This is a genomic window from Streptomyces sp. MMG1533, assembly GCF_001279775.1.
Taxonomy (GTDB): Bacteria; Actinomycetota; Actinomycetes; order Streptomycetales; family Streptomycetaceae; genus Streptomyces.
Genome location: NZ_LGDG01000156.1, coordinates 60,534 through 73,554 on the forward strand (window position 1 = coordinate 60,534; position 13,021 = coordinate 73,554).

A 13,021-nucleotide genomic window follows, 5' to 3' on the forward strand; every position below is an offset into this window, starting at 1 on the left:
TCGGCATCAACAGACCAAGGGGGCACGGAAGATGGAGCGATACCGAATACGGCGGCTGCGCGCCGCCCTGCTCGCGTTCACCGCGGCGGGCGGCCTGCTGCTCACCGGGTGCAGCGCGAGCGACAGCGGCGACGGCAGCAGCAGTTCGGACCGGGCGGACGGATCGACCGGCTTCCCGGCCCCCGACTACAGCCGGGGCACCGGCGAACAGGACAGCGACAGCACCGACGACGAGTCCCGCGAGGTCGCCCCCTCGCCCGACTACCTCTCCACCTTCGCCCTCGACGTGGACACCGCCTCCTACGGCTACGCCCGCCGCACCCTCGCCGACGGGCAGCGGCCGGACCCGTCGACGATCCGCCCCGAGGAGTTCGTCAACAGCTTCCGTCAGGACTACGAGCGCCCCGACGGCAACGGCTTCACGGTGACCGTCGACGGCGCCCGCACCGACGACGAGGACTGGTCCCTGGTCCGGGTGGGCCTGGCCACCCGCGGCACGCAGGAGCAGACCGGCGAACGCCCGCCCGCCGCCCTCACCTTCGTCATCGACATCTCCGGCTCCATGTCCGAACCTGGCCGCCTCGACCTCGCCCAGGAGTCCCTCGGCGTGATGACGGACCGGCTGCGCGACGACGACTCGGTCGCGATCGTCACCTTCAGCGACCAGGCCGAGACCGTCCTGCCGATGACCCGCCTCGACGGCCACCGCGACGAGATCCACGAGGCGATCGACAACCTGGAACCCACCTTCTCGACCAACCTCGGCGCCGGTGTCGAGACCGGCTACGCCACGGCCGTCGAGGGCCTGCGCAAGGGCGCCACCAACCGGGTCGTCCTGGTCTCCGACGCGCTCGCCAACGACGGCGACACCGACCCCGACTCCATCCTCGACCGCATCGACGGCGCCCGCCGCGAGCACGGCATCACCCTCTTCGGCGTCGGTGTCGGCAGCGACTACGGCGACGCGCTGATGGAACGCCTCGCCGACAAGGGCGACGGCAACACGACCTACGTCTCCGACGCCGACGAGGCCCGCACGGTCTTCTGCGAGCAGCTCCCGAAGAACATCGACCTCACGGCCCGCGACGCCAAGGCGCAGGTCGCCTTCGACCCGGAGACGGTCGACGAGTTCCGCCTGGTCGGCTACGACAACCGACGCGTCGCCGACGACGACTTCCGCGACGACCGCGTCGACGGCGGCGAGGTCGGCCCCGGCCACACCGTGACCGCCCTCTACGCCGTCCGCACCAAGCCCGGCGCCGACGGCCACCTCGCCACCGCGACCGTCCGCTGGCAGGACCCGAAGAACCGCACCCCGCACGAGGAGTCCGGCCAACTGGAGTCCGACGCCCTCGACGACGACCTCTGGAGTGCGAACCCACGCCTCCAGGTCACGGCGGTCGCCGCCTACTTCGCCGATGCCCTCCGCCGGGGCGACGACCGCTGGACCTCACTGCCCGGCGCGCTCACCTTCAACAAGCTGGCCGTGCGCGCCGACAAGCTGGCGGACACCACCGAGGACAAGGCGGTACGCGAACTCGCCGGGACCATCCGCCAGGCCCTGCACCTCGAACCTCAGGACTGACCGCACACCGACGGCACCGCCCGCCCCAGCCCCGCCAGATGCAGCAGGTCCAGCTCATGGCCGTACGCGGCCCGCGCGGCGGCGAGCGACAACCTGGGCCCGCACGACGCCGAGGCCCGCAGCCCCTCCGTCTCCCGCAGGGCGGCCAGCACCTGCGTGGTGATGCGGTCCAGCGCCGGCCGGACCTCCTTCACCAGGTCCGGCCGCTCGGTGGGCCGCAGCTCGGGATGCGCGTCCCAACGCGCGTACAGCCCGCGCTGCACCAGCTTGTTCGCCTCGATCTGGTCCCGGAAGACGGCCGTCACCGCATCCGGGTCCAGCCCGAGCCCGACCGCCCGCGCGGCCACATCGTCCAGGATCTGCTGCTCGCGCACGGGATCGTCGATCGGCTTGTCGGTGCCGTACTTGGCGGCGGCCACCTTGTCGGCGAGCAGCAGCCGCTCGGCGAACAGGTCGGTGAGGGGCGCGAGCCCAGGGGCGACGGCCGCCACCCGGACGGGCGTGGTGGCGACCGCCGGGGCGGCGCCGGCGAGGGTGACGGCCGCCGTGGCGCACACGGCGACGAGGAGGGAGCGAAGGCGTGGGGGGTGCACGGGCTTTCCTTCCGTGGGGGGTCGGTCGGAAAGCAACGTACCGACGCTGCTCCCGGCTGCCGACTCCGGGCCCCGTCTGCGTGAACTCACCTGCCGCACAACTCCCGTTCGGCCACCACCGGATCGTTCGGGAAGCGGAACGACGTGCGCTCCCAGGCGCCGGTCACGTTCCGCAGGAAGCGCCCCGGCGTGAGCGGATCCCGCGTCGCGGCGCGCAGTTCGGCGAGCGCCCCGCAGCGCAGGGCGCGCCGGGCCGCGTCGATCTGCGCCGGGTCCACGCCGGGCGGCGGATCGGAGGGAAGCCCGCGGTCCGCGGCCAGCCAGGCATTCGGCAGCCACTTGTCGTGCGCCACCCGCCCGCCCTCGATCCGCTCCGAGTGCGCGGCCAGCGGATAGGCGAGCCCGATCGGGTCGAGCGCGGCCCCCGCCAGCGGCACGACGGACCCGTTGAGCCCGAGCACCACATAACTCGAGGTGACGGACGGTGAGTTGGCGGCCGTACGGGGGCCGCCGCCGCCGAACAGCAGCGTAGGCGCCCCCGACCGCGCGGCCGCCCGTACGTCCTGCAGGTACCCCCGGTGGTAAGGCGCGCCGGCGAAGTCGTGGTGCACCGGGTGCGGGTCCGCGTTGTGCCGCACGTACACGCCGCGTTCGTCGGCGATCCCGGCCGGACCGATGTGCCCCTCGTACGGCACCCGCAGCCACCCCGCGCACACCACCGCCCAGGCCCCCACGCCGACGGCCGCGCACACGCCCACCCGCGACACCGGCACCACGAACACCGGCAGCAACAGCAGCAGCAACCCCGGCAGCAGCATCCGCCCGTGCATGAAGTCGCCGCCGACCTTCACGACGTACAACCAGCACAGCAGCCCGGCGACGACGGGCGCGAACACGGGCACGAGCGGCCCGCCCCTCTCCGGTGGGCGCCCACCGCGCCCGAAAAGCACCGCGGCGACCACGAACAGCGCGGGCACCCACAGCAGATAGGGAAGCGCCAGATCCACGACATAGCCGAAGCCCCGCCCCCACAGGCTCCGCGAGGCCTCCTTGGTCACGGCGGGCAGCGGCACCAGATGCCCGTAGTAGCCCGCTCGGAACACCTCGTACGCGCCCGGCAGCGCCCCCGCCGCCCCCGCACCCGCCAGCACGCCTCGCCACGAGGGCCGCACGAGCAGCCACTGCGCACCCAGGAAGACGACCGAGACCAGCCCCAGGTCGGGCCGCACCAGCGGACCGAGCCCGCAGAGCACCGAGGTCGCGAGAGCCCCGGGCCGGGCGACCAGCGCCAGCCACGCCCCCGCGATCCAGCACGTGAGCAGTCCCGTCTCCAGCCCGGAGGTGGCGAAGTCCCACACGGGCGGCAGCCCCAACAGCAGGAGCGAGCCCACAGGCACGGCCGCCCGCCCGCCGTACACCCGCAGCGCCCCGAGCCCCGCGAGCGCGAACCCGACGCCGGTCAGCGCCAGCCCGCCGTACACCGCCGCCGACGCCGGATCGGCCCCCACCGCCCCGGCCGCCACCAGGAGCCACTGCCACAGCGTCCCCGTGGACGACTCCACCCGCTCACCCGGGTTGAACACGGGCCCGTTGCCCGCCAGTACCTGCCGCACGGTCCGTACGTAGATGAAGGCGTCGTCGGACATCCACCGCCGCCGGAACCCGGCCGCCGCCACCAGGACCGCGGGCAGCAGCCACACCGCCGCCCGCAGCACCCGGGCCGCCGCGGGGGCGGCCTTCGGCACAACCACCGGGAGCGAAGGCCGGGAGGGGGAGGTCTTCGGAGGCGCTGGCGAGTGCGTCGACGTCATGATCCATTCATCGGCCCGGGGCAACCCGACCTTGACACCTGTCTCCGGCTGAATGGTGTTGTCGAGAGCGGTCATTCAAGGGCAGCGGGATGAATTCCGCCAGAATGGTGAGTCCGCACATTCGGCTCATCAACCATGCATCGAAATCCGTGCGCATCCGATCCGCCTGCGCGCACGGCACGGACGCGAATGACGGCATCCGTTCGACGGCCCGGCGTGTCGACTTATCAATATCATGTGTTCATGTTTTGCTGACTCCGAATCCTGGCCTCTCAGGCATTTCCGGAACGAACGGAAGCACGCCCACACCATGCTTTCCAGTGGTGCACGGAGCGCGCCTCGGATGGTGAATCGGCCGAACCGCGGAAAGCCCTGTCATGCTGTCCGACCTCAATGAAGGCATGGTGATCAGATGTCGTCAGCCATGGGCGATACGCTCAGCCGCCATTTGGCCCTCTCCGCCCGGCAAGCGCCCGACGAAGCGGCATTCACCTTCGTGGACTTCGGCGCCGGCAGGGACGGGAATTCCGTCGAGCTGACGTGGAGTGAGCTGGACACACAGGTACGGACGGTGGCGGCAGGGCTGCGCCGGTCGGGCGCGGTGGGCGAGCGAGTAGCCATCGTCGCACCGCAGGGCCTCGACTACGTGGTCGGATTCCTGGGTTCCCTGTGCGCGGGCGCGATTGCCGTGCCGCTTTTCCCACCCGACCTGCCCGGCCACGGCGAGAAACTGGCGGCTGTACTGGCCGATGCGGCACCCGCCCTTGCCATCTCCGCCCATGAACAACGGGAAGCGGTGGCCGATTTCTGCACCGGCCACGGGATTGCCTCCGTTTCGCGCGTCGTGAGCGTCGAGATCCTGATGCAGAGTGCCGGAACGGCGGGGACCGAGGCTCGGACAGCCCGGGAGCCGCAGCCCGAGGACTGCGCCTACCTGCAGTACACGTCCGGATCGACGAGGACGCCGTCCGGCGTGGAGATCACCCATGCCAACGTCTGCGTCAACGCGCGGCAGGCGCTGGAAGCGTATGACGTAGGCGGACGGCGCAACTGCGTCGTGAGCTGGCTTCCGCTGTATCACGACATGGGTCTGATGCTGGGGATCGTCATGCCGGTCGCGGGCCGCATGCGGTCCGTCACCATGGCTCCATTGGACTTCGTCCAGCAACCGGTCCGATGGCTCCGCCTGCTCACGCAGTACGACGGGGCCCTCACCGGCGCACCGAACTTCGCCTACGACTACTGCGTTCAGCGAGTGCCACCCGAGGAACGGACCGGCCTGTCCCTCGGATCGGTCGCCGTCATGATCAACGGCAGCGAGCCCGTCAGCCCGCGGACACTCGAGCGTTTCCACGAAGCCTTCGCGCCGTCCGGCATCCGCAGGACAACCATGCGCCCCTCCTACGGCCTCGCGGAAGCCACCGTGTTCGTCGCGGCATCGCCTGCCGGGGAGGAACCGACCGTCACCCCCTTCGACCGAGACCTGTTGGCGCAGGGGACCGCGCGGGTCGCTGAACCGGCCGAAGGCGGATCCATCACCGAACTGGTCGCCTGCGGCCGACCGACCGATCAGGAGGTGGCCATCGTCGATCCGGCCACCGGCTGCAGGCAGGAGGACGGGACGGTCGGGGAGATCTGGCTGAGGGGTCCGAACATCGGACGCGGTTACTGGGGCCGCCCGCCGGACGGGGAGTCCTTCGGCGCCGTCATGACGGGCGGATACCCGGCCGATCCGGCACAGCGCTGGCTGCGCACGGGCGACCTGGGAATCTGGCACGACAAGCAGCTCTATGTCACCGGCCGAATCAAGGACCTGGTGATCGTGGACGGCGCCAACCACTATCCGCACGACATCGAACTCACCGTGGAAAACGCACATCCCGGCGTCCGACGCCACCACACGGCCGCGTTCGCGGTGCCCACCGACGAGGGCGAAAGGCTTGTCGTCGTCGCCGAGCACACCCCTGCCGTCACCGACCCGCAGACGAGTCTCGACGAGGTGACCCGGGCTGTACGCGGGGCTGTCGCGGTCACCCACGCCATCGCCGTTCACGACTTCGTCTACGCCCCACCCGGCACCGTGCCCCGCACGACCAGCGGCAAAGTGGCCCGCAGCGCCTGCCGTGCGCAGTACCTCGCCGGCCATCTGACGGCTACGAAGCACGCGGCACTGAAGGGATCTGGTACGGCATGACCGGCGCACAGGGCGGTGAGGCGGAATCCCGACCGACGAGCACTGAGCAGGCACCTCCGCCAGGGGCCCAGGGCACCGAGGCGCCGACGGCCGACGAGATTCGCTCCATGCTGCGTCATCTGGTCGCGGACCTGTGCGGCGTACCCGGCGACCAGCTCGACGGCGAGCGTCCCCTGACCGAGTACGGACTGACCTCGCGTGACGCGGTCGGTCTCAGCGGCCGACTGGAACAGCTGCTCGACCGGACACTCCCCGCCACCTTGGTGTGGGAGAACCCGAGCATCGAGCAACTGGTCCGCAGCCTGGCGTCAGGAAGCCCGCGCGAACAGAGCACCCGCACCCCGACCGCGGCCGAGAGCACCGACCGCACCGACGCGGTCGCGGTGCTCGGCGTCGGATGCCGTCTCCCCGGCGGCATCAACGGACCTGACGCCTTCTGGGAGGCACTGCTCGCAGGCAAGGACGCGGTGGGTCAGGTCCCGGACGAACGCTGGCAGCTCTTCGACGACGGGGCGCCGGAGACCGCGGCCGTTCTGGCACGTACCACTCGCCGGGGCGCTTTCCTGGACGACATCGAGGGCTTCGACGCGGACTTCTTCGGGATCACGCCCGGCGAAGCCGAAGCCATGGACCCTCAGCAAAGACTCCTCCTCGAAGTGGGATGCGAGGCCCTCGATCACGCGGGAATTCCGCTCCCCGCCCTCCAAGGCAGCGCAACCGGCGTGTTTGTCGGTCTCAGCGCGCTCGAGTACGGACATCTGACCACCGCGGACCTGTCAGGGGTCACGGCGTGGACGAGCAGCGGGGCGGCAGGCAGCATCGCCGCGAACCGCATGTCCTACCTGCTCGACCTCCGCGGCCCGAGCATGACGATCGACACCGCCTGTTCCTCGTCCCTGGTCGCCGTGCACCAGGCATGCCGCAGTCTCCGCGACGGTGAATGCGACACCGCTCTGGCCGCCGGCGTCAACGTGCTGCTCTCGCCGGCCATCACCGCCAACTTCGAGCAGGTCGGCGCGTTGGCACCGGACGGCAGATGCAAGCCGTTCGACGCGAGGGCCGACGGCATCGTGCGCGGGGAGGGGTGCGGCGTCGTCGTCCTCAAACGGCTCACCGACGCCCAGCGCGACGGCGACAGGATTCTGGCCGTCATCCGCGGCACCGCAGTCAACTCGGACGGCCGCTCGGCCGGGCTCATGGCACCCAACCCGATCGCCCAGGAGGCACTGCTGCGCAGCGCCCTGCGCGACGCCGGCGCGGACGCGGCCGACATCGGCCATGTCGAGGCCCACGGCACCGGAACGCTGCTGGGCGACCCCATCGAGGCGGGCGCCCTGGGCGCCGTCCTGGGCCGTGGCCGCCCGGCCGACCGACCGCTGCTGATCGGCTCGGTCAAGAGCAATCTGGGGCACCTGGAAGGCGCGGCGGGGATCGTCGGCCTGATCAAGACGGTGCTCTCGCTCCAGCACGCGAAGCTGCCTGCCAGCCTCCACTTCCACAGCCCCAACCCGCACATCGACTTCACAGAGCTGGGACTGCGCGTCGTCGCCGAGCCGACTGCCTGGCCGACCGAGCACGGACGCCCCGCTCTGGCGGGTGTATCGGCCTTCGGTTTCGGAGGCACCAACGCTCATGCCATCCTCGAGCAGGCGCCCCGGCCGGCTCCGTCGCCCGCCGAGGCACCCCGGCACGGCCACCGGGACACCATGGACACGCGGGAGCAAAGCGCCGAGGGTGTCCCGCAGATCCTGGTGGTCACCGCACGTTCCGAGGACCGGCTCGGCGACGTCGCCACCGGTCTCGCCCATTGGCTGCACGCGCAGGGCGGTGCTCTGTCGCCCGCCGACGTCTGCCACACGCTGGCACACCAACGCCGGGGTCCGGCAAGCGCCGCCGTCGTCGGCCGAGGGCTGTCCGACCTCACGGCGGCACTCGTAGCGCTCGCCAGGGGCGAAACCCCGGCGGGCGTCGTGCCCCCACGGACGGCACAGGCTTCCGAGGCGGACCGGAAGACTTCACGCCGACCGGTTCTGGTCTTCTCCGGTTACGGCTCCCAGTGGACCGGGATGGGCCAACGGCTGCTGCGCGACGATCCCGCCTTCGCCGCTTCCGTAGGAGAACTGGACCCGGTCTTCGAGACGGAAACGGGCACTTCCCTGACGGACCTGGTCTCCCGCACGGACCGGGGGACGAGCGTCGACTGCACTCAGCCGCTCCTCTTCGGCCTGCAACTCGCCCTGGCCAACACGTTGCGCGCCTACGGAGTCGAACCCGCCGCTGTCATCGGACACTCGATGGGGGAAGTGACCGCGGCCGTCGTCGCCGGCGCTCTCGACGCCCGAGACGGCCTACGAGTGATCCTCGCCCGTTCCACCCGGCTCGCGGTCATCGACCAGGAGCAGGCCGGCGCCATGGCTGCCGTGGAGCTGCCGGAGGAAGCCCGCGCCGACGTCCTCGGCCGCCATCCGGATGTCAGCGTCGCGGTGTACGCCTCGCCGCAGCGGTGCACCGTCACGGGTCCCGGCGAACCGATCGCCCGTATCGTCGAGGAAGTCGAGGCGCAGGGGCGACTCGCCCGCCTCCTCCATGTCGGCGCCGCCGGACATTCACCGGCAGTCGATCCCGTCCTTCCGGCGCTGCGCGACGCCCTCGACGGCATCAGCCCACGCGTCGCGACCATCCCCTGGTACGGGACGGTCCTCGACGACCCGCGCGCCGATGTCCATGCGGACGCGGACTACTGGTCCGCCAACGTCCGCCGTCCCGTTCGCTTCCAGCAGGCGGTGGCCGCCGCGGCGGCCGACGGCCACGATCTCTTCCTGGAGATCTCACCGCACCCCATTGCCGTCGTCCCGATCACCGAGACGCTTGACGCGGTGGCCCCGGGGCGCTGCCGCGTGCTGCCGACGGTTCATCGCGACGGTGATGACAGCGTGCACCTGCGCACCGCGCTCGCGGAGCTCCACCTGGCGGGAGTGGAAGGCCTGGCCCGACAACTGTGGCCGGACGGCGAGCGGGTGACCGTACCGAGCCCTCCCTGGCGTCATGTCCCTCACTGGGTCCGCCGCGGCAGCCTGACGAGGCGGCCGTCCCGCGCAAGCGGCCACTCCCTGCTGGGAGCACGGGTGGAGGATCCCGGCACGGACCGTGTCCTGTGGCACGGGGACATCGGCACCGACGGCTGGAACCAGCAGCCGGCCATGCTGCACGGCAGACCCGTTCTGTCACTGCCCGCCTGCGCGGAACTCGTGATCGCCGCGGCAACCGCCACGAGCGCTACGGCCGTCGAGGCAGTGCGCATCGAGAACCTGGCGGTTCATCATTGGCTGCCGATCTCGGCCAGGACGCCTGTCACGACCGTCTGGGAGCCGGAGGGACGCGATCGGGCCACCGTCGGCATCCACTCACGATCCGCCTCCGGTGCCTGGCTGTGCCATGCCTCGGCCCGCGTTCTCACCAAACCCGAAGCGCTGACGCGCCGTGAACCGGGAGGGGCCACTCCCTGCGAGATCGGCTTCCCCGTACCCGCCGCCGAGGAACACGCACCGGACCGGCCAAACGGAAAGCTCCTCCACGCCGTTCTGCACGCACCGGCCCGCCGGGACGGTACGGACGGTACGGACGGCGAGGCACCCGGGGCGGACCCCGCACCGTCCGCAACGGAAGACGTCCCGGTCACCGTACGGTCTCTGCAGGTACGGCTGCAGGTTCCGGCCGATGCCGAATGCCGGGTCCAGTGCCTGCCCCGTACCGGCGAATCGGCCACCGGCGACGCCCCTGGCCGATCACCTCACCGCGGCACGTGGGACATCCATGCGGAGGACGCGGGGGGACGAGAGCTGATCGTGGCTCACGAGCTGCAGCTCCGGGCCGTCGAACCGGGGGAGGTCCCGCAGCCGCTCGGTGAAACCACCTATGAGATCGAGTGGGAGAAAGCGCCTGTCTCCGTCCCCTCCCCCCCGACCCACGTCCTGATGCTGACGGACCAAGGCGACGGCAGCAGGAACCCCTGCGCCGATCTCCTCGAGTCGGCACTCCAGGAACGAGGCGTTGAGGTGGCGGTCGCGGACCGCCGGGATGATTCCTTCGACAGCCTGCTGGACACCTGGCGCGAAGAGACACACGACGGGCGGGCTGCCCTGGTCATGCTTCTGACGGACGGCCCCGAACCGCCCGGAACGTGTCGAGGACTGCACGCCGCCGCGGACGTCGCCCGCCGTCTGGCCGCGGACCCACGGCAACTGTCGGTTCCCCGGCTGTGGCTCGTCACCGAGCGGGCCCAGTCGGTGGTACCTGGGGAGACGGGAAACCCCGACCTGGCCTCCCTTCGCGGTCTCGTGCGCGCACTGGCCCTGGAGCATCCCGCTCTGCGTACCACTCTGGTGGACATCGACCTGCAACCCGGTCTCGTCGACGACCTGGCGCAGGAACTGCTCTGCGACGGCGAGGCCGACGAGGTCGCCTGGCGCGGAGGTACCCGCTTCGTTGCCCGACTGGCTGCCACTGACTCGGACGACGCGGCCGTCAGAGTGCCTTTCGCGCGTCCCGAAGGTGCCTACATCGTGACGGGCGGACTGACCGGCCTCGGCCTGGCGACGGCGCGACGGCTGGCCGAGCAGGGCGCGGGCCGCATCGTCCTGAACGGCCGCCGTGCCCCGGGCCCCGCGACACAGGCCGTCCTCACCGAACTCGGCGAACTCGGCACCTCCCTCGTCGTGGTGCGGGGAGACGTCGCTCAGCCCGGTGTGGCTGCGCGTCTGGTCGAGGCGGCCCTGTCCGAAGGACACTCCCTGTGCGGGGTCGCGCACGCCGCGGCCGTGCTCCACGACCGCATCATCACCGACCTGTCGTCGTCCGACATCCACACCGTCTTCCGACCGAAGGTCACCGGAGCCCTCCAGTTGGAGGCGGCCACGGCGGGGCACGATCTCGACTGGTGGCTGGCGTACAGCTCCGCCGCCGCGCTCTTCGGCTCCCCCGGGCAGACGGCCTACGCCGCCGCCAACGCCTGGCTGGATGCGCACGCCCACCGCCGCCGGGCCGTCGGCCTGCCGGCAACCGCCATCGCGTGGGGCCCCTGGGCCGAGGTGGGTGCGGCACCCCAGGACCCCGCCGTGAACTCCGCGCTGGCTCTTGAACCGATCACCTTGGCCGAAGGACTGGACGCCCTCCAGGCGCTCGTCACCCGGGGCAGCGTGCACACCGGCGTGGTGCATCTGGACGCCCGTCGGGTACTGGAAGCCTTCCCCGGACTGGACGCGGTCCCGTTCTTCGCAGGGGTTCTGCGCGGCAGTCGGCTCCCCGATGACGGCTGGGACGGCCCGGGGGGCATCGAGTCGCTCGGCGAAGCAGCCCCCGCCAAGGTCTGCGAACGTCTCGCCAGGCGGACGGCCGCAGTCATGGGACGCGCTGTCCAGGACCTGGACGAGAACACGCCTCTGACCGACCTCGGCCTCGACTCCCTCATGACCGTGCGGATCCAGAACGCCGCCAAGCAGGACTTCGCCGTGGCGTTGCCCGCTCCGTTCCTTCTGCGGGGTGCCAGTCTTCGGGCGCTCGGTGACGCGGTACTGCAGGAACTGGGTCTGGTGCGGGCTGATCCGAGTGACGCGACGGCAGACGCGAAACCGAAGGACACCGAGCAGGAGCGCGTCGGCGCCGGGGCGGCCCCGACGCTGCCGACCACGGTGGGCCCTCGTGATGCCGCCGAACGCATGGTGGCCGGCGTGTGGAACGAGATCCTGGGACGGCGGCCGGAAGACGTCAACCAGGACTTCATCGCCGCGGGTGGTGACCAGCGCACCGCTCATGACCTGGTGGAGGGCATCCGCCGACGCCTGGATGCCACCGCCCCGGGCCTTACCGCGGAGCAAGTCCTCGCCCACTCCACCGTCGCCACCCTCGCGGAGCTGATCCGGCCCGTGGTGAACGGAACAGGCGAGTCCGTCCTTCGTGTCCTGCGCGACGTCCAACCCGGCGCGCAACGCCCCGCCCTGTTCACGTTTCACCCCGCCGGCGGGCCGACGTCGGTCTACCGACCACTCGTCCAGCTGCTTCCTCCCACACAGCCCGTGTACGGGTTCGACCGCGTGGACTCCCTCCGGACGATGGAGGAGAAGGCCGCCCACTACATCGGTCTGATCCGGGAGCTCCAGCCACAGGGGCCGTATCACCTGCTGGGCTGGTCCTTCGGCGGCTGTCTCGCCTACGAGGTCGCCCGCCGGCTCCGCGAGACGGACAGGGCCGTGGGCTTCCTCGGACTCGTCGACACCATCCTGCCGGCAGCTCTCCCGGGGCTGGAATCCAAGGAGATGCTCATCGAACGGTTCGGCCGCTTCGCCGAATACGTCGAGAAGACGTACGGACGCCGACTTGACCTGCCCTACGAGGAACTGGCTGCCACGCCTGACGAACAGCAGATCGACGTGGTCATGCGGCTCGTTGCCGAAGCCGGCCTCGACATGAGCCCCGGAATCATGGAGCACCAGCGAACGTCCTACGTCGACGCGCGCGTGGGGGAGCGGTACGAGCCTCAGCCGTATCCGGGCCACATCGTGCTCTACCGCGCCCAGGAGACCCAGCCGCTGACCACGGCCCTCGACCCCCGCTACGTGCGCAGCGAGGCAGACCTCGGATGGGCGCCGTTGTGTCCGTCGCTAGAGGTCGTACCGGTCCCCGGCGACCACTTGTCGCTCATCGACCCGCCTCATGTCGAGGTCATTGCTCGGCACCTCACAAAAGCCCTTGAAGGGCACGGCGACTGACGTCGTCCGCCTCCGTAGGGAGCAGGCCGGACGGCAAGGGCGGCCATCAGGCGGCGGCCGCCCGGCCGCCGCCT

At 71.1% G+C, this 13,021-nt stretch carries 5 protein-coding genes; 3 read left to right on the top strand and 2 right to left on the bottom strand.

The genetic code is table 11. The features are described from left to right. Positions 1-31: 31 nt before the first annotated feature. The gene (locus tag ADK57_RS16860) at positions 32-1,585 is read left to right on the top strand and encodes a vWA domain-containing protein (protein ID WP_053750283.1); all 1,554 of its coding nucleotides are present in this window, start codon (positions 32-34) and stop codon (positions 1,583-1,585) included. Here the strand turns inward: ADK57_RS16860 and ADK57_RS16865 are convergent. Both ADK57_RS16865 and ADK57_RS16870 read right to left on the bottom strand, forming a co-directional pair. Further along, positions 1,576-2,178, bottom strand: a complete 603-nt coding sequence (locus tag ADK57_RS16865) for a chorismate mutase (RefSeq protein ID WP_053750284.1) — start codon at positions 2,176-2,178, stop codon at positions 1,576-1,578. The genes ADK57_RS16860 and ADK57_RS16865 overlap by 10 nt on opposite strands. An 86-nt stretch (positions 2,179-2,264) precedes the next feature. Beyond that, positions 2,265-3,929: a hypothetical protein gene (locus ADK57_RS16870; RefSeq protein ID WP_159050082.1), complete on the bottom strand. Its 1,665-nt coding sequence runs from the start codon at positions 3,927-3,929 to the stop codon at positions 2,265-2,267. Between the two features lie 472 nt (positions 3,930-4,401). Here ADK57_RS16870 and ADK57_RS16875 point away from each other — a divergent pair, with 472 nt between their 5' ends. Both ADK57_RS16875 and ADK57_RS16880 read left to right on the top strand, forming a co-directional pair. Then, positions 4,402-6,183, top strand: a complete 1,782-nt coding sequence (locus tag ADK57_RS16875) for a fatty acyl-AMP ligase (protein ID WP_053750286.1) — start codon at positions 4,402-4,404, stop codon at positions 6,181-6,183. Further along, the gene (locus ADK57_RS16880; RefSeq protein ID WP_199830603.1) at positions 6,180-12,947 is read left to right on the top strand and encodes a type I polyketide synthase; all 6,768 of its coding nucleotides are present in this window, start codon (positions 6,180-6,182) and stop codon (positions 12,945-12,947) included. The genes ADK57_RS16875 and ADK57_RS16880 overlap by 4 nt, the downstream gene beginning before the upstream one ends. Positions 12,948-13,021: the final 74 nt, after the last annotated feature.

Coding starts and splice junctions, on each gene's coding strand:
- ADK57_RS16860 (WP_053750283.1), top strand. CDS start 32: ATGGAGCGATACCGAATACGGCGGCTGCGCGCCGCCCTGCTCGCGTTC.
- ADK57_RS16875 (WP_053750286.1), top strand. CDS start 4,402: ATGTCGTCAGCCATGGGCGATACGCTCAGCCGCCATTTGGCCCTCTCC.
- ADK57_RS16880 (WP_199830603.1), top strand. CDS start 6,180: ATGACCGGCGCACAGGGCGGTGAGGCGGAATCCCGACCGACGAGCACT.